This window comes from Streptomyces sp. NPDC104814 (genome assembly GCF_055583185.1).
Genome location: NZ_JBVJOL010000001.1, coordinates 513994 through 537326 on the forward strand (window position 1 = coordinate 513994; position 23333 = coordinate 537326).

A 23333-nucleotide genomic window follows, 5' to 3' on the forward strand; every position below is an offset into this window, starting at 1 on the left:
GTCAGCCGGCCTGGCCGCCCTTCAGCGCCGCCATCGCCTCCTTGGCCGCCTTGATCGCGCCCTTGTTGATCTCGTCGGTGCTCGGCGCCTTCTTCGTCTCGAAGTCGCTGCCGTTGTAGGTGACCACCACCACCGCGTTGTCCGCGCGGGCGATCACCTCGCCCTCCCGGGTCTGCTGCTTGTCCTCGGTGGTCAGGTTCACCACCGAGTAGGCCTCGTCCCCGAGCCCGGGCACCGCCCCGCCGCCGCTCTTCTCCGTCGTGCGCTCCTGGTACGACTTCTGTGCCTGCTCGCCCGAGCCCATGATCTCGAACGAGACGTCGAGCCAGCGGTAGTCGTACCCCTTCAGGGCGTTCCAGGAGCACGTGCGGCGCAGTTTCGCGTCGGTGGAGGGGATCTCCTTGCCGCCCGTCCCGGCGCCGGGCACCAGCGAGGCGATGGTCTTCGTGCCGATGCTGGTGCACGGCGCGGGGGCCGTGGCGTACGACTTCGACTCCGTCGTCGTGGAGGGGGCGGTGGCCGACTGGGTGGCCGTCTTGTTCTGCGCGGCTTCGTGACCGGCGGCGGCCGGGGCCGGGGCGAGGGGGCCGGACGACAGGGCCCAGCCGGCGGTGGCCAGCACGGCCACCGGGGACAGGCGCGCGGTCAGGGCGAGCGGCAGAGGAAGCAAACGCACGGCGCACTTCTCATGGGGGGAGGCTGTGAGGGGCGTCCGCAGTGCGGACGGGACGACAGTGTCACATGACTGCCTGTGGGGCGGAAGGGCGAACTCGCTCCGTGGCGGTGCCGTGACGCTGGCGTGTCGACGGACGCCGGACTTGGGCGAAAAGACTGTCCTGCCGGGTTGCTCAGGGCACCCGGGCGGTCCACTGCGGCGAGGAGAACTTGGTGCGGGCCAGCTCCTCGGCGCGGGCCAGCTCCTCGTCCGTGACCTTGCCCTCGGTAAGGCCGTACCGCGTGCCGAAGGAGTCGATCATCCGCTCGATGACCGCCTCGCGGGACAGCCCGGTCTGCCGGCGCAGCGGGTCCACCCGCTTCTTCGCGCTCGTGGTCCCCTTGCCGGAGAGCTTCTCCCGCCCGATGCGCAGCACCTCGACCATTTTGTCGGCGTCGATGTCGTACGACATGGTCACGTGGTGCAGTACGGCGCCGAAGCCGCCGTGCGGGGCCACGAGCCGCTTCTGCGCGGCGCCCGCGATCTTGCCCTGGTCGGTGGCGATGTCGTTCAGCGGCTGGTACCAGGCCCGGATGCCCATGTCGCCGAGCGCGCCGAGCACCCAGTCGTCGAGGTAGGCGTAGCTGTCCTGGAAGGACAGGCCCTGCACCAGCGCCTCCGGCACCGACAGGGAGTAGGTGATGGTGTTGCCCGGCTCCACGAACATCGCGCCGCCGCCCGAGATCCGGCGCACGACCTGCACGCCGTGGCGCGCGGCGCCCTCGGCGTCGACCTCGTTGCGCAGGGACTGGAAGCTGCCGATGATCACCGCGGGTGCGCCCCACTCCCACACGCGCAGCGTCGGCGGGCGCCGTCCCGCGGCCACCTCGGCGGTCAGCACCTCGTCCAGCGCCATGTGCAGCGCCGGTGGCTGCGGGCCCTCGTGGATCAGCTGCCAGTCGTAGTCCGTCCAGTCCGTGGCGTGCGCGAGGGCGCGGCGCACGGCGATGCCCACGCCTTCCGAGGTGAGCCCGTACATCACGGTGCCCTCGGGCAGCGCCGCGTCCACGCGGGCCGCGAGCCCCGCCGCGTCGGTGTCCGCCGGGGCGCCTTCCAGCGCGCCGTTCACCGCGTCCAGGGCCTCGTCCGGCTCCAGGAAGAAGTCGCCCGCCACGCGCACGTGCCGCAGCACGCCGTCCTCGGCGTCCACGTCCACGACGACCAGCTTGCCGCCGGGGACCTTGTACTCACCGTGCACTTCCTGGGCCTCCCGTCCTGCCGTACCGGATCAACGCAGCGGGCGGCCGCCGTGTTCCCCGGAGCGTGATCACGCTCGTACGATCCACCCGGGAGACGTACCCGAGCCCAGGAGGCGCGCGTGTTCACCACCCGGCCCACCCTGCAAGGCACCTTCGGCATGGTGTCCTCCACCCACTGGCTGGCCTCCCAGTCGGCGATGGCGGTCCTGGAGGACGGCGGCAACGCCTTCGACGCCGCCGTGGCCGGGGCGTTCGTGCTGCACGTGGTGGAGCCGCACCTGAACGGGCCGGCGGGCGAGGTGCCGATCCTGCTCGCCCCCGCGGGCGGCGAGGTGCGGGTGCTGTGCGGACAGGGCGTGGCCCCGGCGGGCGCGAGCGTCGCGCACTACCGCGGGCTCGGCCTGGACCTCGTCCCGGGCACCGGCCCGCTCGCCGCCGCCGTGCCCGGCGCCTTCGACGCGTGGATGCTGTTGCTGCGCGACCACGGCACCAAGACACTCGCCGACGTCCTGAAGTACGCCATCGGGTACGCCGAGCACGGGCACGCGCCCGTGGAGAACGTCGGCGCGACCGTGGAGACGGTACGGGAGCTGTTCGAGACGGAGTGGACCTCGTCGGCTGAGGTCTACCTGCCCGGCGGCCGCGCGCCCCGCCCCGGCGAGCTGCTGCGCAACCCCGCGCTCGCCGCCACCTGGAAGCGGCTGCTGGCCGAGACCGCCGGGGCGGGGGACCGGGAGGAGCGGATCGCGGCCGCGCGGGAGGTGTGGCGCCGCGGGTTCGTCGCCGAGGCACTGGTGCGGCAGGCCGGACGGCCCACGCTGGACACCAGCGGCGAGCACCACACCGGCACCCTCACGCCCGCCGACCTCGCCGGCTGGTCCGCGACCTACGAGGCGCCGGTGACGTACGACTGGAACGGCTGGACCCTGTGCAAGGCAGGCCCCTGGAGCCAGGGACCGGTCCTGCTCCAGCAACTCGCCCTGCTCCCGCCGCAGCTGCCGCCCTACGGCTCCGCCGACTACGTGCATCTGCTCGTCGAGGGCTGCAAGCTCGCCATGGCCGACCGCGAGGCCTGGTACGGCGACGCCGCCGACGTGCCCGTCGACGTGCTCCTGTCGGACGACTACAACGCGGCACGCCGGACCCTGATCGGGGACACGGCCTCCACCGAGCTGCGGCCCGGCAGTCCGGGCGGCCGCACCCCACGGCTGAGCGCGCACGCGCGCGTGGCCGCCACCGTGCCCCAGGGCCCCGATCCGCTGGCCGCGCTCGGCGTCGGCGAGCCCACCGTCGCGGGACCGGCCGCCTCCCCGGTGCCCGGTGAACCGATGGCCGCCGCCGACGGCGCCACCCGCGGCGACACCTGCCACCTCGACGTCGTCGACCGCTGGGGCAACATGGTCTCCGCCACGCCCAGCGGCGGCTGGCTCCAGTCGAACCCGGTCGTGCCCGAGCTGGGGTTCCCGCTCGGCACCCGGCTGCAGATGACCTGGCTGGAGGAGGGCCTGCCGAACTCCCTGACGCCGGGCCGGCGCCCCCGCACCACGCTCACGCCGTCGCTCGCGCTGCGCGACGGCGTGCCGGTCCTCGCCTTCGGCACCCCCGGCGGCGACCAGCAGGACCAGTGGCAGCTGCACTTCTTCCTCGCGGCGGCCCTGCGCTCCCCGGTGCGCGGCGGCCTCGACCTGCAGGGCGCCATCGATGCCCCGAACTGGCACAACGACAGCTTCCCGGGCTCCTTCTACCCGCGCGCCATGCGGCCGGGCGCCGTCACCGTCGAAGGGCGCACCGACCCGGCCGTCGTCGCCGGGCTGCGGCGCCGCGGCCATGACGTGAGCCTCGGCCCGGCCTGGTCCGAGGGCCGGCTGTGCGCGGTCGCCCGGGACCCGCGCACCGGCGTGCTGTCGGCGGCGGCCAACCCGCGGGGGATGCAGGGGTACGCGGTGGGACGGTGAACCTCCGCGGCCCCGCGCACGATGAGCGGAGCCGCACGTTCATGCCGATTCCACCCGGTGTGCACGGGCCGGGTGAGGAATGTCAGTGCCGCATGCTGTGATGGAGGCATGATCCAAGACACGGGAACCATCGAGGAGTTTCTCGCCCGCCGCTCGGCCGACGTGGAGGAGGCGGTCCGCGAGGCCGCCGCGGCCGAGATCATGCCCCGCTGGCGGCAGCTCGCCGACCACGAGGTGGACGTCAAGAGCGGGCCGCACGACCTGGTGACGGACGCCGACCGCAAGGCCGAGCTGTATCTCACCGAGACCCTGAGCGCCCTGCTGCCCGGCTCCGTGGTGGTCGGCGAGGAGGCCGTGCACGCCAACCCGGCGACGTACGAGGCGATACGGGGCACGGCACCGGTGTGGATCGTCGACCCCGTCGACGGCACACGGCAGTTCGTGCACGGCGAGGACGGCTTCTGCACCCTGGTCGCGCTGGTCCACGGCGGCGTCCTGCGCGCCTCCTGGACGTTCGCCCCCGCCCGCGGCCAGTTCGCCACCGCGGTGCGGGGCGGCGGCGCCCACCTCGACGGACAGCGGCTGTACGCCGGGGTGCCGGCCCCGGGTGAGGACCTGCGGGTCGCCACGTCGCACCCCGACTACACCACCGAGGATCAGAAGCGGGCCCTGCTGGGCCTGTGGACGCCCGGGGTCGCTCCGCGCGCCTGCGGTTCGGCGGGTCTGGAGTATCTGGCCGTCGCACGCGGCGAATCCGACGCCGTCGCCTTCTCCTGGGAAGCGGCGTGGGACCACGCGGCCGGCCTGCTGCTCGTCGAGGAGGCGGGCGGTGTCCACCTGACGGTCAGCGGTGAGCCGTTCCGCATCACCGGCGGCAACGCCCTGCCGTTCACCGCGGCCCGCGACGCGGCCACGGCGCGCCGGATACGGACGCTGCTGACCCCGGGGGCGTGAGCATCGCGCCGCTGCGCGAGGGGTGACGGCCGCGGGCCGGGGTGGGAGCCGACCGCGCCGCCGGGCCTGTCGGTGCCCCGGCATATCCTGATCCCCTCAGGCAGGCCATCGGCTGACGAAGGGGTCCGAAGGTGCCGTCGATGCTCGATGCGGTCGTGGTGGGTGCGGGGCCGAACGGACTGACCGCAGCCGTGGAGCTGGCCCGCCGGGGCTTCTCCGTGGCCCTGTTCGAGGCCCGTGACACCGTCGGCGGCGGCTCCCGCACCGAGGAGCTGACCCTGCCCGGGTTCCACCACGACCCGTGCGCCGCGGCCCACCCCCTCGCCGTCAACTCACCGGCGTTCCGCGCCATGCCGCTCGAGCGCTACGGCCTTCGGTGGCTGCACCCCGAGCTGCCGATGGCGCACCCCTTCCCGGACGGCAGCGCGGCCGTGCTCGCCCGCTCGGTCGCCGAGACCGCCGCGTCCTTCGGCCCGCGCGACGCCGGGGCCTACCGCCGGCTGGTGGAGCCGTTCCTGTACACCTGGGACACCCTCGTCCGGGACTTCATGTCCCTGCCGCTGACCGCGCTGCCCCGCGACCCGGTGACGCTCGCCCGCTTCGGGCTGGTGGGCCTGCCGCCGTCCACCTGGCTGACGCGCCGCTTCCGCGACGAGAAGGCCAGGACCCTGTTCGCCGGTCTCGTCGCGCACGTCATGGCCCCGCTCAGCGGCGTCGCCACCAGCGCCATCGGCCTGGTCTTCGCGATCGCCGCGCACGCCCGCGGCTGGCCCGTCGCCCGAGGCGGCTCCCAGGCGATCTCCGACGCGCTCGCCGCCTACCTGACCGACCTGGGCGGCGAGATCCACACCGACTACGAGGTCAAGCGGCTCGACGACCTGCCCCCGGCCCGCGCCTACGTCTTCGACACCTCGCCCGCCGCCCTGGCCCGCATCGCCGGCTTCGGCCGCGCCTACGACGGCTTCCGCTACGGCCCCGGCGCCTTCAAGATCGACTACGCCCTGGACGGCCCCGTCCCGTGGACCGCGCCCGAGGCCCGCACCGCCGGGACCGTGCAGATCGGCGCGAACAGCGCGGAGATCGGCGCGGCGCTGCGCGCGGCCTCCCGCGAGGGGCGCGCCCCCGAGCGGCCGTTCCTGATCACCGTGCAGCCGAGCGTGGTCGACCCCACCCGCGCGCCCGAGGGCAAACAGGTCTTCTGGGCCTACGGCCACGTCCCGAACGGCTGGACCGGCGACCTCACCGACGCCATCGAACGCCAACTGGAGCGCTTCGCCCCCGGGTTCCGCGACCGTGTCCTCGCCCGCGCCACCGCCGGCCCGCCCGAACTGGCCGCCCGCAACGCCAACTACGTCGGCGGCGACATCGCCTCCGGCGCGGTGTCCGGCCTCCAGACGCTGCTGCGCCCCAGACTGACCCTGTTCCCGTACGCGACCCCCCATCCGGCCGTCTTCATCTGCTCCTCGTCCACCCCGCCGGGCCCGGGCGTGCACGGGATGGCGGGGCACAACGCGGCCAAGGCCGTGTGGAGGAGACTGAGACAGGAATGACCACCATCACCCTGGTCCAGGGCGACATCACCCGGCAGAGCGCCGACGCCCTCGTCAACGCCGCCAACTCCTCCCTCATGGGCGGCGGAGGCGTCGACGGCGCCATCCACCGCCGCGGCGGCCCGGCGATCCTCGAGGACTGCCGCAAGCTGCGCGCCTCCCGGTACGGCAATGGCCTGCCCGCCGGCCGGGCGGTCGCCACCACCGCGGGCGAGCTGGACGCCCGCTGGGTGATCCACACCGTCGGCCCGGTCCACAGCGCGAGCGAGGACCGCTCCGACCTGCTCGCCTCCTGTTACCGGGAGTCCCTGCGCGTCGCCGACGAACTCGGCGCGCGGACCGTCGCCTTCCCGGCGATCTCCACGGGCGTCTACCGCTGGCCGATGGACGACGCGGCCCGCATCGCGGTGGAGACGGTCCGCGCCACCCCCACCGCGGTGGAAGAGGTCCGCTTCGTCCTCTTCGACGACGGCGCCTACGCCGCGTTCGCCCGGCAGCTGGGCTGACGCCGAGGCCCCCCGGGGACGCGCGGTCCCGCCGGGTCGAGGGCCGCTGACGACGAGTCAAAGACACGCGCTAGCCTGGCCGCGCCCTGCGCCGGTGATCACCGGCCGGTGCACGCACTGGAGCCGTTCCCGTATGGAGGTCGAAGCGATGCGTCTTGCCGATGGACCCGGGGTGGAGTGCGAGATCGAGATAGCGGCCGCGCCGGAGCAGGTGTGGAAGGTCGTCTCGGACATCGCCACCTCGGCGAAGTACAGCCCCGAGCTACAGGAGGTGGAGTGGCTCGACGGGGCGCGGGGGCCGGCCGTCGGGGCGTGTTTCTCCGGCCGCAACCACAACGAGCACATAGGGGAGTGGAGCACCGTCAGCCGCATCACGGTGCTCGAGGAACCGCACACCTACGCCTGGGAGGTCGTCCGGCACAGCGACCGGGACGGAGAGGCGCTCGCCCGGTGGACGTACACCCTGGAGCCGGTCGCCGGCGGGTCCGCCACCCGGCTGCGGCACGGCATGCGGATCGGCGCCGGCCGCGGCCCGCTGAACGACTTCGTGGAGAAGTACCCCGAGCGTGAGGAGCAGATCATCGAAGGCCGTCTCGCCCTGCTGCGTACCGGCATCGAGGCGACGCTCGCCGGAGTGAAGGCCGAGGCCGAGGCGTAGCCGCTTTGGCGCCGGCCGCCACCGGTCCCGAGTCGGGGAACCAAGGGGGCCGCGCCGCGGTGAGGCAGCTTCCCGCGCCGACGCGACCCGGTTTTGTCGCCGCGCTGATCCTGATGGGCGACGCGCGTCCATCAGGATCACACAAACTCCGACAGAATCGTTGATAGGAAAGTGTTCGGGTTCTAGGGTGACGGTGGCTCAGTAGCCGCACGGTCACCATGAGTTGCGTGTCGGTCGTCAGGAAGGCCCCGGTCATGCCGCACCCGAACGCGTCCCCGTCCGCCCGCTCCGAGCGCACGGTCGTCAGCCGCCGTCGTCTCCTGGAGGCCTCCGCCGCCGTGCTCGGCGCGCTCGCCCTGCCCGGCCCGTCCGCCGCCGCGTACGCCGCAAGCAGGAGCGCGGCGGCGGACGACCGCGCGGAGTGGAACGGGCACATGAACCTGTTCCAGGTGGGCACCGAGCCCCCGCACACCACGCTCATGCCGTACGCGAACCTCGCCCAGGCGCTGAAGGCCGACCGCACCGCCTCGCCGTACCGGATGAGCCTCGACGGGACGTGGAAGTTCGCCTACGCCGACCGCCCCGCCGACCGGGACGCCGACTTCCACCGCACCGACCTCGACGACCGGGACTGGGAGACCATCCCCGTCCCCTCCGTGTGGCAGCTGCACGGCCACGACTTCCCGATCTACGTCAACATCACCTACCCCTACTGGGGACCCAACGGCCTGGGCGAGGACCCCCAGCCGCCCGCCGCCCCGACCCGCTACAACCCCGTCGGCCAGTACCGGCGCACCTTCACCGTCCCCGGGGACTGGTCCGGCCGCCGCACCTTCCTGCACTTCGAGGGCGTCAAGTCCGCGCACTACGTGTGGATCAACGGGCAGCTCGTCGGCTACCACGAGGACTCCTACACCCCCGCCGAGTACGACATCACCGACCACCTGAAGGCCGGCACCAACCAGATCGCCGTCGAGGTCTACCGCTACTCCGACGGCGACTGGCTGGAGGACCAGGACATGATCCGGCTGAGCGGCATCTTCCGCTCGGTCTACCTGTACTCCACGCCGGGCGTGCACCTGCGCGACTTCAAGCTGGACACCCCGCTCGGCGACGGCTACCGGTCGGCGGAGCTGAAAGTCACCGCGAGCGTGCGCGACTACGGCGGCGAGGGCGGCGGCCGGCACACCGTCGAGTGCACGCTGTACGACGCCGGCGGCCACCCGGTGTGGCCGCGCCCCCTGCAGCTGAGCGCCGAGCTGGGCTCCGGCGGCGAGCTGACCGTGCAGGCCGCCAGGGCCGTACCCGATCCGCAGCTGTGGTCGGCCGAGCGTCCGTATCTCTACACCGCCGTCCTGCGGCTGCGGGATCCGGCCGGGAAGGTGACCGAGACGCTCTCGCACCGCGTCGGCCTGCGGGAGTTCGCGCTCAAGGACGGACTGATGCGCATCAACGGCCGGCCGGTGTCCTTCCGCGGCACCAACCGCCACGAGATGCACCCCGACCGCGGCACCGCGCTCACCCGCGCCGACCTGGTGCGCGACATCGAGATCATCAAGCGGATGAACATCAACTCCGTCCGCACCTCCCACTACCCGAACAACCCGCAGTGGCTGGAGCTCGCGGACGAGTACGGCCTCTACCTGGTCGACGAGACCAACCTCGAGACGCACGGCATCCGCGGCCAGTACCCCGGCAGCCATCCCGAGTGGACGGCCGCCTGTGTCGCCCGCGCGCAGAACATGGTCCACCGCGACAAGAACCACGCCTCGGTCGTCATCTGGTCCCTCGGCAACGAGGCCGGCGGCGGCAGCACGTTCTCCGCCATGCACGACTGGATCCGCTCCTACGACCCCACCCGAGTCATCCAGTACGAGGGCGACGACCGCCCCGGCGTCAGCGACATCCGTTCCGAGATGTACGACACCCCGGCGCGCGTGCAGCAGCGGGCCGAGGACACCACCGACACCCGGCCGTACGTCATGATCGAGTACGCCCACGCGATGGGGAACTCCAACGGCAACCTCAAGAAGTACTGGGACCTGGTCCGGCGCCACGACGTGTTGCAGGGCGGCTGGATCTGGGACTTCGTGGACCAGTCGCTGAGCTGGCCGACCCCCGCGCGCACGCTGCTCACCGAGACCGGGCCGGGCCGGCTGCGCGGCGAGATCCTGCCCGCGCACGGCCGCTTCGACCGGGCCAAGGGTGTCAGCGGCGGTACCGTCTTCGCCCGTGACGACCGTCTCGACCTGACCGGATCGCTGACCCTGGAGGCCTGGATCACCCCGCGCGTCACCGGCTACCACCAGCCGATCCTCGCCAAGGGCGACACCCAGTACGCGCTCAAACAGACCGACGGAACCCTGGAGTTCTTCATCCACAGCGCCGGTCAGTGGATCACCGCGAGCTGGGCGCTGCCCGCCGACTGGACCGGCCGCGAACATCATGTCGCCGGTGTCTTCGACGCGGACGCGGGCACGGTGACGCTGTACGTCGACGGCGTGGTGAGGGCGACCCGGACGACCGCTTTGCGGCCGACCAGCACGAGTGCGCCGCTCTCGCTCGCCACCGACGTGGACAACCCGACCCGGGAGTTCAGCGGCACGATCCGGCGGGCGCGGGTCCATGCCCGGGCGCTGGACGCCGGAGAGCTGGCCGCCGAGGGGCGCGGGCCGCAGGACGCCGGGGTGCGGTTCTGGTTCGACGCGGCCACGGTGGGGCTCACCGAGGTCCAGCCGAAGCAGAAGACGTTCTTGGCGTTCGGCGGCGACTGGGGCGACAACCCCAACGACGGCGCCTTCGTCGCCGACGGCATCGTCACCGCCGACCGCGGGCACACCGGCAAGGCCGCCGAGGTCAAGCGCATCTACCAGGCGATCAACGCCGCCCCGGCCGGCGGGGACCCGCGCAGGGTGACGCTCACCAACGAGTACCTGTTCACCAACCTGCGGGAATTCGACGGCAGTTGGTCGCTCGTCGCCGACGGCGTCGTCGTGCAGAAGGGAAAGCTGACCCGGGACCAGCTGGACGTCGCGCCGCTCACGCACCAGGACGTCACCGTGCCGCTGACCCTGCCCCGGAGCCCCGCGCCCGGCACGGAGCACTTCCTCGAGCTGTCCTTCACCGCACGGGAGGCCACGCCCTGGGCGAAGGCCGGCTTCGAGGTGGCCCGGCAGCAGATCCCGCTCGACGCGGGCAGCCCGGCGGTCACCCCCGCCCCGCTCGGTTCCGTCCCGGCGCTGCGGTACACGGATGCGGCCGCGTCCGTCACCGTCACCGGCGCGGACCTCACCGTCGTCGTCGACAAGCGCACCGGACTCATCACCACCTACGAGGCCGCCGGGATGCGCCTGCTCACCTCGGGCCCCGTGCCCAACTACTGGCGCGCCCCCACCGACAACGACCGCGGCAACGGGCAGCACACCCGCAACCAGACCTGGCGCGACGCCGGCGCCCGCCGCGCCGTGACCGGGGTGAGCGTGCGGCCCCTGCGGGACCGCGCCGTCGAGATCAAGGTGACCGGCACCCTGCCCACAACGGTGGCGTCGGCGTACTCCACCACGTACACCGTCTTCGGCAACGGCGAGATCCGCGTCGACCACACCCTCCACCCGGGCGCCGCGAGCCTGCCGTACCTCCCGGAGGTCGGCACCATGCTGTTCCTGCCCGAGCGGCTGGAGCACCTGCACTACTACGGCCGCGGCCCCGAGGACAACTACTGGGACCGCAACGACGGCACCGACGTCGGCCTGTACTCCGGGACCGTCGCCGAGCAGTGGACCTCCTACATCCGCCCCCAGGAGAACGGCAACAAGACCGACGTGCGCTGGGCCGCCCTCACGGACGCCGCCGGCCGCGGCCTGCTGGTGGCGGGGGAGCCGCGAATCGAGGTCAACGCCTCCCGCTTCACCCCCGAGGACCTCTCCCTCGGGGTCCGCCACGACTACCAGCTCACCCCGCGCGAGGAGGTCGTGCTGCGCGTCAACCACCGCCAGATGGGCGTCGGGGGTGACAACAGCTGGGGCGCCCACACCCACGACGAGTACAAACTCTTCGCCGACCGCGACTACGCGTACACCTACCGCCTGCGCCCCCTCACGGACGTGGACCGGGCGACGTCCCTGTCCCGCCGGCCCACCGGAACCGTCTGACCCGGGCGGCCTCCCCGACGAAGGTGCCCTCCGCCGCCGCGTGACAAGGACCAAGATCACACCATCCGGCCGGGCGAGATCCGTGATCGGCGTGGCGGGGAGGCGGTGGGGGAGAAACAATCCGGAGGTCAGCACTTCACGGCACACCCGAAAAGGAAGTCCTCATGGTCGAGCAGGACGAGCGCTTCGACGTCGTGGTCCTCGGCGCGGGCCCCGGCGGCTACGTGGCCGCGATCCGCGCCGCGCAGCTGGGCAAGCGCGTCGCCGTCGTCGAGGAGAAGTACTGGGGCGGCGTCTGCCTGAACGTCGGCTGCATCCCCACCAAGGCGCTGCTGCGCAACGCCGAGCTCGCGCACATCGTCACCCGTGAGGCGAAGACCTTCGGCATCAAGTCGGACAGCCCGATCTCCTTCGACTACGGCGAGGCCTTCCGCCGCAGCCGGCGCGTCGCCGACGGCCGGGTCAAGGGCGTCCACTACCTGATGAAGAAGAACAAGATCACGGAGTTCGACGGCCGCGGCACCTTCGTCGACGCGAACACCCTCCAGGTCGCCGACTACGACGGCAACACGCGCACGATCGGCTTCGACAACTGCATCATCGCCACCGGCGCCACCCCCAAGCTGCTGCCCGGCACCAAGCGCAGCGCGCGCGTGGTGACCTACGAGGAGCAGATCCTCGCCGAGGACCTCCCGCAGTCCATCGTCATCGCGGGCGCCGGCGCGATCGGCATCGAGTTCGCCTACGTGCTGCACAACTACGGCGTGAAGGTCACCATCGTCGAGTTCCTGGACCGCGTCGCCCCGCTGGAGGACGCCGAGGTCTCCGCGGAGCTGGCCAAGCAGTACCGCAAGCTCGGCATCGACGTGCTCACCTCCACCCGGGTGGACGCCATCGACGAGTCCGGCCCGCAGGTCCGCGTCACCGTCACCGCCAAGGACGGCTCCCAGCAGGTGCTGGAGGCCGACAAGGTGCTCCAGGCCATCGGCTTCGCCCCGAACGTCGAGGGCTACGGGCTGGAGAACACCGGCGTCAAGGTCACCGACCGCGGGGCGATCGACGTCGACGGCCGCTGCCGCACCTCCGTGCCGCACATCTACGCCATCGGCGACGTCACCGCCAAGCTGATGCTGGCGCACGCCGCCGAGTCCATGGGCGTGATCGCCGCCGAGACCATCGCGGACGCCGAGACGATGGAGCTGGAGTACGCGATGATCCCGCGTGCCACCTACTGCCAGCCGCAGATCGCCAGCTTCGGCTACACCGAGGCCCAGGCCCGCGACCTCGGCTACGACGTGAAGGTCGCGAAGTTCCCCTTCACCGCCAACGGCAAGGCGCACGGCCTCGGCGACGCGACCGGTTTCGTCAAGCTGATCAGCGACGCCAAGTACGGCGAGCTGATCGGCGGCCACCTCATCGGCCCCGACGTCACCGAGCTGCTGCCCGAGCTGACCCTGGCCCAGCAGTGGGACCTCACCGTCCACGAGGTCGCCCGCAACGTCCACGCCCACCCGACGCTGGGCGAGGCGGTCAAGGAGGCCGTCCACGGACTGGCCGGCCACATGATCAACTTCTAGGCCGGGTCACCGGCGCCCGCCCGCCCGGGCGGGCGCCGCACCGGGCCAGCACCGGCCCCAGCGCCAGCAGAACCGCCAGCACCGCGTACCCGTACGTCAGAGTCGCCGCCGACGCCACACCCGCGACCAGCAACGGCCCGCCCGCGTCACCCAGTTCCCGGCCCAGCTCCGCCGCCCCCATGGTCTGCCCCAGCCGTTCCTTCGGCGTCCCCGCGGCCAGCGCGGCGAACCCCAGCGGCGTGATCAGCCCGGTGCCGGCCCCGATCAGCGCGGCGGCGAGCAGCACGCCCACCAGCCCCGGCAGCATCGCGCACCCCGCCCCGGCCGCCGCCAGCAGCAGCCCCGCTCCCAGCCCCGGCCCGGTGCGCAGCCGCCCGGCGTCCAGCGCCCGCCCGGCCCGCGGCTGCACCACCGCCGCGCACGCCGCCAGCACCGACACCGCCGCGCCCGTCGCCACCGGCCCGAGCCCCGCCGCCCGCCCGGACACCGGCAGGAAACCCACCCCGACCGACAGCGCGGCCGTCGCCCCGGCCAGCGCCGCCGTCGGCACCAGGAACACCGGATCGGCCAGCCGCCGCGCCAGATCCACCACGGTCTGCCGCTCCTTCGGCAGCGGCGCCACGACCGGCACGGCCACCCACGCCCAGAGCGCGACGGCGGCGCCGAGCACCGCGAGCACCCCGAACAGCAGCCGCAGCCCCCCGGCCCACACCAGCACCCCGCCCAGCAGCGGGCCCAGCGTGTAGCCGACGGACTTGAAGAAGCCGTAGCCGCCGAAGGCACGGCCCTGCGCCGTCGCCGGGTTCAGCCGGGACACCAGCGCCGACGCCGACGGGGAGAACGCGGAGGCCGCCGCGCCCTGCCCGAGCCGCGCCGCCCACAGCCATCCGGTCCGGTCCACGGCGACGTACAGGGCGGACGCGGCCGCGAACGCCAGCAGCCCGCCGAGCAGCACCGGGCGGGCCCCGACCCGGTCGGCCAGCGTCCCGAACAGCGGTTTGAGGACGACCTCCGCGCCGTCGTACAGCGCGAGCAGAGCGCCGAGGACCAGCAGGGAGGTCACGGCGTCCGCGTCGGCGGCACCGAGGTTCGCGGCGATGCCGTGCGCCCCGAAGGCGGTGGTGAAACCGGCCGCGTACAGCGGCATCCGCGCCCGGCGCGGCGCCGGCTCACCGGGCGACGTCACCGCTGCCCCGCCGGGGGTGCTCCGGTGCCGGCCGGCGGCCGGTGACGACTCCGTGGGCCATGGCCGTATCGTAACGACGACGGCAGCGGGCGCAGGCGTACGGCCGCGATCCGTCGCGGCCCAGCCCACGCCGCGTTGATGTCGGATTTCCGCCAGCCCGGCCCGCGCGCGTGGCCGATGCTTGAGGCATGCAGAACGGGATGCACACCGACCGGGAGCGGTGCGTGCGCGCCGTCCAGTCCAAGGACGCGCGCTTCGACGGCTGGTTCTTCACCGCCGTCCTGACCACCGGCATCTACTGCCGGCCCAGCTGCCCGGCCGTGCCGCCGAAGCCCGAGAACATGACCTTCCAGCCGAGCGCGGCCGCCTGCCAGCAGGCCGGCTTCCGCGCCTGCAAGCGCTGCCGCCCCGACACCAGCCCCGGCTCGCCCGAGTGGAACCAGCGCGCCGACCTCACCGCCCGCGCCATGCGGCTGATCGCCGACGGTGTCGTTGACCGCGAGGGCGTGCCCGGCCTCGCCGCCCGCCTCGGCTACAGCACCCGCCAGATCGAACGCCAGCTGCTCGCCGAACTGGGCGCGGGCCCCCTCGCCCTGGCCCGGGCCCAGCGCGCCCAGACCGCGCGCCTGCTCATCGAGACGACACCGCTGCCGATGGCGGACATCGCCTTCGCGGCCGGTTTCTCCTCCATCCGCACCTTCAACGACACCGTCCGCGAGGTGTTCGGCCTGGCCCCGAGCGACCTGCGCGCCCGGGCACCGCAGAGCGCCGCGCCGACCGCCCCCGGCACCCTGTCGCTGCGCCTGCCCTTCCGGGCCCCGCTGAACCCCGACAACCTCTTCGGTCACCTCGCCGCGACCGCCGTACCCGGCGTGGAGGAGTGGCGGGACGGCTCCTACCGGCGCACGCTCCGGCTGCCGTACGGGCACGGCATCGTGACCCTCACCCCCCGGCCCGACCACATCGCCTGCCGCCTCACCCTCACCGACCCGCGCGACCTGACCGTCGCCATCAGCCGCTGCCGCCGGATGCTCGACCTGGACGCCGACCCGGTCGCCGTCGACGACGCGCTGCGCGCCGACCCGCTGCTCGCCCCCCTGGTCGACAAGGCACCCGGGCGGCGCGTCCCGCGCACGGTCGACGAGGCGGAGTTCGCCGTGCGGGCCGTGCTCGGGCAGCAGGTGTCGACGGCCGCCGCCCGCACCCACGCCGCCCGGCTCACCACGGCGCACGGCGAGCCGGTCACCGACCCGGAGGGCGGCCTGACGCACCTCTTCCCGTCCCCGCAGGCCCTCGCGGCGGTCGACCCGGAGACCCTGGCGATGCCCCGCACCCGCCGCACCACCCTCACGACCCTGGTCCGTCACCTGGCGGACGGCTCCCTGCACCTGGGCGTCGAGAGCGACTGGGCCGAGACCCGCGCCCGGCTGCTGGACCTGCCCGGCTTCGGCCCCTGGACCGCCGACGTCATCGCCATGCGCGCCCTCGGCGACCCCGACGCCTTCCTCCCCACCGACCTCGGCATCCGGCGCGCGGCCGCCGAGCTCGGCCTGCCCGCCACCCCGGCCGCCCTCACCGCCCGCGCGACGGCCTGGCGCCCCTGGCGGGCCTACGCCGTGCAGTACCTGTGGGCGACCGACGACCACCCCATCAACTTCCTGCCCGTGTGAGGACGTCCATGAAGCAGCACACCGTCATCGACAGCCCCTGCGGCCCGCTCACCCTCGTCGCCGACGACGGTGTCCTGTGCGGGCTGTACATGACCGAACAGCGCCACCGCCCGCCCGAGGAGACCTTCGGCGACCGCGACCCCACCCCGTTCGCCGAGGCGGAGGAACAGCTGAAGGCGTACTTCGCGGGCCAGTTGAAGGAGTTCACCCTCGAACTGCGCCTGCACGGCACGCCGTTCCAGCGCAAGGTCTGGGACCGGCTGCGGGCGATCCCCTACGGCGAGCTGCGCACCTACGGAGACCTGGCCGCCGCCCTCGGCACCCCGGGCGCCTCCCGCGCCGTCGGTCTCGCCAACGGCAGGAACCCGATCGGCATCATCGTCCCCTGCCACCGCGTGGTCGGCGCCGGCGGCGGCCTCACCGGATACGGCGGCGGCCTGTCGCGCAAGCGTCAACTGCTGGACTTCGAAGGCGGTGCGGCGCTGTTCTGACCGCCGTGCGCACGTGCTGTGCAGATTCACCGCAGACCCACGAGGACCGGACGACTGCCCTCCGTATGCGTGTTTGGATCTTCCGGCAGCCAGTACGAAGGGAACAGTCATGAACTCCGTTTACCAGGTCGAGACCGCCGAGATCTCCGAGGCCGAACTCGACGACGTCGCCGGTGGTCTCGCTGTGCACGCCGGTGTGGGCCTCGGTGCCGGGCTCGCCGTCGGCGCCGCGGGGACCGGCGAGGCGTGCCTGCAGGCCCAGGTCTGCGTCGAGGTCGCGCTCTGAGCGACGCCTGACGCCCGCGGACCGCGACCGCGCCCGGACGGGCGGCGGCCGCGGTCCGCGGGCTCAGCCGTTCCCGGCGTCGCCGATCCGGCGCAGCAGCGCGGGCAGGGCCGTACCGATGGGCTCGCGGATCACCTCGTCCGCGACCTCGTCGTACGGCGTCGGCTCGGCGTTGACGATGATCAGCCGCGCCCCGTGGTCGACGGCGACACCCGCGAGTCCGGCCGCCGGATGCACCTGGAGCGAGGTGCCGACGGCGATGAACACCTGGCACGCCTTGCTGATCGCGGACGCCTCACCGAGCACCATCGGATCGAGCCGCTCGCCGAACATGACCGTCGCCGACTTCAGGATGCCGCCGCAGTCCCGGCAGGGCGGATCCGTTTCACCGGCGTCGATCCGGGCGAGGGCGTCCTCCATCGAACTGCGCGCCCGACAGCCGGTGCACACCACGCCGCGGGCACTGCCGTGCAGTTCCAGCACCTTGCGGGCGGGCATCCCGGCCAGCTGGTGCAGCCCGTCCACGTTCTGGGTGATCACCCGCACCGGCACCCCGGCCCGCTCCAGCTCCGCGACGGCCCGGTGCGCGGCGTTGGGCCGCGCCCCGAGCGCGCCGCTCTCGCGCCGCATCAGCCACGAGCGCCGCCGGATCTCCGGATCCGCCATGTAGTACGCGTACGTCACGAGCTTCTCGGCGTCGGGATCGCGCCGCCACAGCCCCTGGGGGCCGCGGTAGTCGGGGATGCCGGAGTCGGTCGAGATGCCCGCGCCGCTGAGGATCGCTACGAGGGGCCTGGTCATGGGGCCGAGACTAGGACGCCCGTGCGCGCGGAGCGAACGAGTATCCGAGGCGCGAAGGCCCGGGCGGGGCCGGTGATAAGCAGTCGTCCGGGCCGGCGTGGTCGCGTTACGTTGGCCCGATGCCCGAGCTGACGACCGACCGGCTGCTGCTGCGCCACTGGCGCGCGTCCGACCTCGCCCCCTGGGCGGCCATGAACGCCGACCCGGAGGTGCGCGCCTACTTCCCCGACGTCCTCACACCCGAGCGCAGCGACGCCTCCGTGGCGCGTTTCCAGGCCGACCTGGACGGACGGGGCTGGGGCTGGTGGGCGGTCGAGGTGCGGGCCACCGGCGCGTTCATCGGGTTCGCCGGGCTGGACCCGGTGGAGGAGGACATGCCGTTCACCGGGGTGGAGGCCGGGTGGCGGCTGGCCCGCCCGGCCTGGGGGCACGGCTACGCCACCGAGGCCGCCCGGGCGGTGCTGGACTTCGGCTTCGCGCGTCTTTCTCTGGAGGAGATCCTCGCGGTGACGGCGGCCGCCAACGTCCGCTCGCAGGCCGTCATGCGCCGGCTCGGCATGACCCACGACCCGGCCGACGACTTCGACGACCCGGCCGTCCCCGACGGCCCGCTGCGCCGCAGCGTCGTGTACCGGCTCCGCGCCCCCTCCGCGCACCGCTGAGGACGCGCGCGTCCCCCGTGCCGCAGGCCGGTGCCGCGGCCGAGGTCAGAGTCCCGCTCGATGCCGTCGGTCACCGGCCCGGTGGCCGGCCGGCGGCCGCCGCTCAGGCGACCCGCCGCCCGTTCTCCAGTTCCGCCGTGCCCGCGCCCTCCGCCAGGACGTCGAGAGCGGCCAGGACCCGGGCGCCCAGCGGGTCGAGGAGATAGCCGGTCAGCTCCTCGCGCGGCACCAGCCGCCAGGACAGCAGCTCCTCCTCCTGCAGCCGGATGGCGTCGAAGTCGTCCTCCCTCAGCACACCGCCGTCGTACAGATACGCCACCAGCGGCGGCCGGCCGGGGCCGTGCGACCAGTCCACGGCGAGCAGCCGGCCCAGCGGCCGGTCCAGACCGATCTCCTCCAGCGTCTCGCGCCGCGCGCCCTGCCGCGGCGTCTCACCCTCGTCGGACTCGATCGTGCCGCCCGGCAGCGCCCAGCCCTCGCGGTAGTTGGGCTCCACCAGCAGCACCCGGCCCTCGGCGTCCCGGAACAGCGCGGCGGCCCCGGCGAGCACGCGCGGCAGGGAGGCGATGTACGTGGCGAAGTCAGCTGTGGTCATCCAGGAAGGGTAACCAGCCCGCGCCCGCCTCAGACCTGCGTCCCGGCCAGCCGCAGCGTCCGCTCGGCCAGCTCGCTGATCCGCACCCCGTCGAAGCCGAACACCGCGCTGCGCACGGTGTCCTCCAGGGGTTCCTTCCACTGCTCCGGGATCGCCGCGGCACCGGCCAGCACCCCGGCCACCGAACCGGCCGTCGCCCCGTTGGAGTCGGTGTCCAGGCCGCCGCGCACGGTCAGCGCGATGGTGCGGGTGAAGTCCCCGTCGCCGTAGAGCAGACCCGCGGTGAGCACGGCGGCGTTCGGCACGGTGTGGATCCAGCCCAGGCCCGCGGTCTCCTCCCCGACCGTGGCCAGCGTGTCCTCCCAGGGCAGCCGCGTCCCGTGCAGGGACATCACCCGGCGTACGGTCCGCGCCAGACGGCTGCTCGCCGGTACGACCGCCAGCGCGCTCTCCAGCGCCTCGCGCACGCCGCCCGCCTCGAACGCGGCGGAGATCAGCGCGGCCGCGAACATCGCGCCGTACACGCCGTTGCCGGTGTGCGACAGCACCGCGTCCCGGCGGGCCAGCAGCGCCGCGCGGCGCGGGGCGCCCGGGCAGGTCCAGCCGAAGACGTCGGCGCGGATCAGGGCGCCGATCCACTCCTGGTAGGGGTTGTCGAAGGTCGCCGTCAGCGGCGGCTTCAGCCCGTTGGCGAGATTGCGGTACGCCGCCCGCTCCGCCGTGAACGTCTGCAGATACGGCAGCCGCAGCAGCCACAGATCGCCGACCTGCTCGGTGCTGAAGGAGAAGCCGTACGTCTCCAGCAGGTGCAGTCCGAGGATCGCGTAGTCGATGTCGTCGTCCCGGCAGCTGCCGTGGATGCGGCCGCGCACGCAGTCACGCCACTCCGGGCGCAGCGGCGGGTCGTGCTCACCGCCGTCCGCGGGCTCGGGCAGGTAGTCGGTCAGCGGGAGCGCGGAGGCCCGCCGCAGGTAGCGGTCGATGCGGTCCCGGGTCCACACCTCGCCCTGTTCCACCGGCTTGCCGAGCATGTTGCCGGCGATCCGGCCGAGCCAGCCTCCGAGGATGCGGTCGGCCAGTTCCGGCGTCGTGCCCACAGCGGTCATGGGGAAGGGGTACCCGCTCGCGACGGGGTCTGCGCAGGCGGGGCGGCCGGGTCTGCGCGGGCGGGGCGGCCGGCTCTGTGCGGGCGCGGCGACCGGGTCTGCGCAGGCGGGCGGGCGTTCCAGCCAGCGGGCGGGGCATGACGTAAGGGGTGTCCTCCGGTTATGGTCGCAGCGGCGCGACTGGCCCCGGCATGCGCCGGGCCCGGAGAGCAAGGGGATAGCAAGGTGGCGGACGCTGCTGTGGAGGGCACCCGGCGGGTGCTCGTTGCCGCGGACAAGTTCAAGGGCTCGCTGACGGCGGTGGAGGTCGCCCAGCGGGTGACGGCCGGGCTGCGCCGGGTCGTACCCGGCCTGGAGGTCGAGACCCTCCCCGTCGCGGACGGCGGGGACGGCACGGTCGCGGCCGCCGTCGCGGCCGGCTTCGAACGCCGGGAGGTCCGGGTCACCGGCCCGCTCGGCGAGCCGGTCACGGCTGCCTTCGCGCTGCGCGACGGCACCGCGGTGGTGGAGATGGCCGAGGCCTCGGGCCTCCAGCTGCTCCCGGCGGGCGTCTTCGCCCCCCTGACCGCCACGACCTACGGCTCCGGCGAGGTGCTGAAGGCCGCGCTGGACGCGGGTGCCCGCACGATCGTCTTCGGTGTGGGCGGCAGCGCCACCACCGACGGCGGCGCCGGCATGCTGGCCGCCCTCGGCGCGGTGTTCCTGGACGCCGACGGCGTACCGGTCGGCCCGGGCGGCGGCGCGCTGGCGGACCTCGCCTCGGCGGACCTGTCCGGCGTGGACCCCCGCTTCGCCGACGTGGACTTCGTCCTCGCCAGTGACGTGGACAACCCGCTCACCGGCCCGAAGGGCTGCGCCGCGGTGTACGGACCGCAGAAGGGCGCCTCCGAGGAGGACGTGGCGACCCTCGACGCGGCCCTCGCCCACTACGCGCAGGTCCTGGAGAAGGCCATCGGCCCCAAGGCCACCGAGCTCGCCGCGTCCCCGGGCGCCGGTGGCGCGGGCGGCATCGGCTACGGCGCCCTGCTGCTCGGCGCGAGCTTCCGCCCCGGCATCGAGCTGATGCTGGACGTGCTGGGCTTCGCCCCGGCCCTGGAGCGGGCGACGCTGGTGATCACCGGCGAGGGCTCCCTGGACGAGCAGACCCTGCACGGCAAGGCCCCGGCGGGCGTCGCCGCGGCGGCGCGGGCGGCGGACAAGGAGGTCGTCGCGGTCTGCGGCCGCCTGGCCCTGGCGCACGAGGCCCTGGGCCGCGCGGGCATCCGCCGCGCCTACCCCCTGACGGAGATCGAGCCGGACGTGGCGAAGTGCATCGCCGACGCCGGCCCGATCCTGGAGCGCGTGGCGGAACAAATCGCGAAGGACTACCTGAACTGACCCCCCAGGGGGGCCCGGGGCCTGCCCGTTCCCCTCATGATCCACCGGTGGCCCCGGGGGACGGCGCCTTCCGGGCGACCGCCCCCGGGGCCGTCGCCGTGCCTACGCCGGCCGGCACCCAGACTCCGAGCGCGCTGCGCAGGCACCGCCCGAAGCGCCGGACGCCGCCCCGTGCGCTGCGTCGGCCCCGACATCTCGGCGCGCCGAGCCTTGTCCTCGGCCGGCTTCGCCCGTGCGCCGCGCCGACGCCGCCCGAGGCCCCGAGCGCTGCCCGGGAGCGCCGGACGCTGCCCCGTGCGCTGCCCGGGCGCCGCGCGCTGCCCGAGCGCGCCGCCTCCGCCCGAGCCGCGCCTCCCTGCGCACGCCGCCTGGGCAGCCCTGGGAGCGCGCTCCCCGGCGCTGCTTCCCGATCGTGGGCGGCTCCGCCGCCGGCCTCCGGGCCTCGGCGCGCCGGGCCCTGTCCTCGGCCGGTTCGCCCCGGGCACCGCGTCGGCGCCGCCCGCGGCGCTGGACACTGCCCGGGAGCGCCGGACGCTGCCCCGGGTGCCGCGCAGCGCTGCCGTGCGCTGCACGAGTGCGCCGCCTCCGCCCGAGCGGGCCTCCCTCCGCACGCCGCGTGGCTGCGGTAGCCCCGGGGGGCGCTCCCGGAAGCTGCCTCCTGACCGCAGGGCGGCGCCGCCGCCGACATCCGGGCCCCGGCGCGCCGGGCCCTGTCCTCGGCCCGCTTCCCCGCGCGCTGCGCCGCCGCCCGAGGCCCCGAGCCCTGCCCGAGTGCGCCGCCTCCGCCCGAGCCGGGCCTCCCTGCGCCTTCCGCCCGGGCAGTCCTGGGGGCGCTCCCGGAGCCCCGCGGGCGGCCCCGCCGCAGGCGTCCGGCCCTGGCGCGCCTAGCCGTGTCTCAAACGGCGCTTCGCCCCGTGCCCTCACCCACCCGGCCTCTCTACCGTGCCTGCCTCCACGGTCGCCGCGACGCACGATCACCGCGACGCAGTTACCGCGGCTCACGGCCCCGCACACGGCGAAGGGCCCCGAACCCAATGGTCCGGGGCCCTTCGCAGCGGAGCGTCACGGCAGCTGCGCTGCCCTTGCCTCGCGTCGGTTGTCGCGGAAGTTGTTCACTCGCCGGGCCGTGGCGAAGAGCGGGATGACCGCGCCCATCACCAGCTGCAGCGCGCAGCCGGTCTGCAGCAGCAGCTGCCCGCTCGGCGCGCCGAAGGCCCACGCGGCCAGCAGACCCATGCTGAGCACGATCCAGGAGAGCATCGCCACCGCGAGACGCCCGCGCGGCTTGGGGTACTCCACGCGGCTCACCATCAGCCACGCCGTACCGATGATCGCCAGCAGCGTCGCCGCGAACGGCAGCTCCAGCAGGACGATCGCCACGACCGTCAGCGCCCCGAAGGGGCTCGGCATGCCCTGGAAGGTCCCGTCCTTCACCGTCACGCACGAGAAGCGCGCGAGACGCAGCACCACCGCCAGCAGAACGACGATCGCGCCGACCGCGGCCACTCTCTGGTGGGCGTCGTCGGCGACCATGCCGTAGACCAGGACGAAGTACGCCGGGGCCAGGCCGAAGCTGATCAGGTCGGACAGGTTGTCCAGTTCCGCGCCCATCGGCGAGGAGCGCAGCTTGCGCGCCACCAGACCGTCGAAGAGGTCGAAGACCGCCGCGCAGAGCATCAGGATGACCGCCGTGGCCGCGCTGTGGCGGGCCATGCCGGACTCCTGGCTGCCGGTCAGGTGCGGGATCAGGATGCCGGTGGTGGTGAAGTACACCGCCATGAAGCCGCACGTGGCGTTACCGAGGGTCAGGGTGTCCGCTATTGAGAGGCGGAGGGAGAGGGGCATCTCCTCCTCGTCCTCCTCGGCCGCCTCCGGCACCCAGCCCGACTGAGTC

At 73.9% G+C, this 23333-nt stretch carries 19 protein-coding genes; 12 read left to right on the top strand and 7 right to left on the bottom strand.

What is annotated here, in order from left to right; all coding sequences use genetic code 11:
• Position 1 precedes the first annotated feature (1 nt).
• Positions 2 to 676, bottom strand: coding sequence for a hypothetical protein (locus ACZ64A_RS02100; RefSeq protein ID WP_469807623.1), 675 nt, complete (start codon positions 674 to 676; stop codon positions 2 to 4).
• Between the two features lie 172 nt (positions 677 to 848).
• Entirely contained in the window at positions 849 to 1913 is a 1065-nt protein-coding gene (locus ACZ64A_RS02105; protein ID WP_469807625.1) for a lipoate--protein ligase family protein, read from the bottom strand.
• Between the two features lie 120 nt (positions 1914 to 2033).
• Here ACZ64A_RS02105 and ACZ64A_RS02110 point away from each other — a divergent pair, with 120 nt between their 5' ends.
• The 7 genes from ACZ64A_RS02110 to lpdA all read left to right on the top strand — a co-directional run bounded on the left by ACZ64A_RS02110 (position 2034) and on the right by lpdA (position 13265).
• Positions 2034 to 3869: a gamma-glutamyltransferase family protein gene (locus ACZ64A_RS02110; RefSeq protein ID WP_469807626.1), complete on the top strand. Its 1836-nt coding sequence runs from the start codon at positions 2034 to 2036 to the stop codon at positions 3867 to 3869.
• Positions 3870 to 3977: 108 nt separating this feature from the next.
• On the top strand, positions 3978 to 4823 hold the full coding sequence (locus ACZ64A_RS02115) for an inositol monophosphatase family protein (protein WP_469807627.1): 846 nt from the start codon (positions 3978 to 3980) through the stop codon (positions 4821 to 4823).
• Between the two features lie 140 nt (positions 4824 to 4963).
• Positions 4964 to 6373 (top strand): phytoene desaturase family protein, encoded by a 1410-nt coding sequence (locus ACZ64A_RS02120; protein WP_469807629.1) that lies wholly within the window; start codon positions 4964 to 4966, stop codon positions 6371 to 6373.
• On the top strand, positions 6370 to 6879 hold the full coding sequence (locus ACZ64A_RS02125; RefSeq protein ID WP_469807630.1) for an O-acetyl-ADP-ribose deacetylase: 510 nt from the start codon (positions 6370 to 6372) through the stop codon (positions 6877 to 6879). Before ACZ64A_RS02120 ends, ACZ64A_RS02125 begins: the two co-directional genes overlap by 4 nt.
• Before the next feature lie 148 nt (positions 6880 to 7027).
• A complete protein-coding gene (locus ACZ64A_RS02130) occupies positions 7028 to 7537 on the top strand; it encodes an SRPBCC family protein (RefSeq protein ID WP_469807631.1) in 510 nt (169 codons plus the stop codon).
• 254 nt (positions 7538 to 7791) lie between these two features.
• A complete protein-coding gene (locus tag ACZ64A_RS02135; RefSeq protein WP_469809027.1) occupies positions 7792 to 11688 on the top strand; it encodes a glycoside hydrolase family 2 TIM barrel-domain containing protein in 3897 nt (1298 codons plus the stop codon).
• Between the two features lie 164 nt (positions 11689 to 11852).
• Entirely contained in the window at positions 11853 to 13265 is a 1413-nt protein-coding gene (lpdA, locus tag ACZ64A_RS02140) for a dihydrolipoyl dehydrogenase (protein WP_469807633.1), read from the top strand.
• Here lpdA and ACZ64A_RS02145 read toward each other — a convergent pair.
• Positions 13255 to 14451, bottom strand: coding sequence for an MFS transporter (locus ACZ64A_RS02145; RefSeq protein WP_469807634.1), 1197 nt, complete (start codon positions 14449 to 14451; stop codon positions 13255 to 13257). The two genes, lpdA and ACZ64A_RS02145, sit on opposite strands and share 11 nt — an antisense overlap.
• A 200-nt stretch (positions 14452 to 14651) precedes the next feature.
• Here ACZ64A_RS02145 and ACZ64A_RS02150 point away from each other — a divergent pair, with 200 nt between their 5' ends.
• The 3 genes from ACZ64A_RS02150 (at position 14652) to ACZ64A_RS02160 (ending at position 16898) form a co-directional block, all read left to right on the top strand.
• Positions 14652 to 16121, top strand: coding sequence for an AlkA N-terminal domain-containing protein (locus ACZ64A_RS02150; RefSeq protein WP_469809028.1), 1470 nt, complete (start codon positions 14652 to 14654; stop codon positions 16119 to 16121).
• Between the two features lie 8 nt (positions 16122 to 16129).
• Positions 16130 to 16612: a methylated-DNA--[protein]-cysteine S-methyltransferase gene (locus ACZ64A_RS02155; protein WP_469807635.1), complete on the top strand. Its 483-nt coding sequence runs from the start codon at positions 16130 to 16132 to the stop codon at positions 16610 to 16612.
• A gap of 109 nt (positions 16613 to 16721) precedes the next feature.
• Positions 16722 to 16898 carry a hypothetical protein gene (locus ACZ64A_RS02160; protein WP_469807637.1) on the top strand — a complete coding sequence of 59 codons (177 nt, stop codon included), beginning with the start codon at positions 16722 to 16724 and terminating at the stop codon, positions 16896 to 16898.
• Positions 16899 to 16961: 63 nt separating this feature from the next.
• Here ACZ64A_RS02160 and ACZ64A_RS02165 read toward each other — a convergent pair whose 3' ends face one another.
• Positions 16962 to 17699: an SIR2 family NAD-dependent protein deacylase gene (locus ACZ64A_RS02165; protein ID WP_469807638.1), complete on the bottom strand. Its 738-nt coding sequence runs from the start codon at positions 17697 to 17699 to the stop codon at positions 16962 to 16964.
• Between the two features lie 119 nt (positions 17700 to 17818).
• Here ACZ64A_RS02165 and ACZ64A_RS02170 point away from each other — a divergent pair, with 119 nt between their 5' ends.
• Positions 17819 to 18361, top strand: coding sequence for a GNAT family N-acetyltransferase (locus ACZ64A_RS02170; RefSeq protein WP_469807639.1), 543 nt, complete (start codon positions 17819 to 17821; stop codon positions 18359 to 18361).
• Positions 18362 to 18464: 103 nt separating this feature from the next.
• Here the strand turns inward: ACZ64A_RS02170 and ACZ64A_RS02175 are convergent, their stop codons facing one another.
• Positions 18465 to 18956, bottom strand: a complete 492-nt coding sequence (locus ACZ64A_RS02175; RefSeq protein ID WP_469807640.1) for an NUDIX domain-containing protein — start codon at positions 18954 to 18956, stop codon at positions 18465 to 18467.
• Between the two features lie 29 nt (positions 18957 to 18985).
• Positions 18986 to 20062 (bottom strand): ADP-ribosylglycohydrolase family protein, encoded by a 1077-nt coding sequence (locus ACZ64A_RS02180; protein WP_469807641.1) that lies wholly within the window; start codon positions 20060 to 20062, stop codon positions 18986 to 18988.
• 225 nt (positions 20063 to 20287) lie between these two features.
• Here ACZ64A_RS02180 and ACZ64A_RS02185 point away from each other — a divergent pair, with 225 nt between their 5' ends.
• Positions 20288 to 21439, top strand: coding sequence for a glycerate kinase (locus tag ACZ64A_RS02185; protein ID WP_469807643.1), 1152 nt, complete (start codon positions 20288 to 20290; stop codon positions 21437 to 21439).
• 1062 nt (positions 21440 to 22501) lie between these two features.
• Here the strand turns inward: ACZ64A_RS02185 and pssA are convergent.
• Complete coding sequence (gene pssA / locus ACZ64A_RS02190; protein ID WP_103783613.1) at positions 22502 to 23317, bottom strand: CDP-diacylglycerol--serine O-phosphatidyltransferase; 816 nt, start codon at positions 23315 to 23317, stop codon at positions 22502 to 22504.
• Between the last annotated feature and the right edge of the window lie 16 nt (positions 23318 to 23333).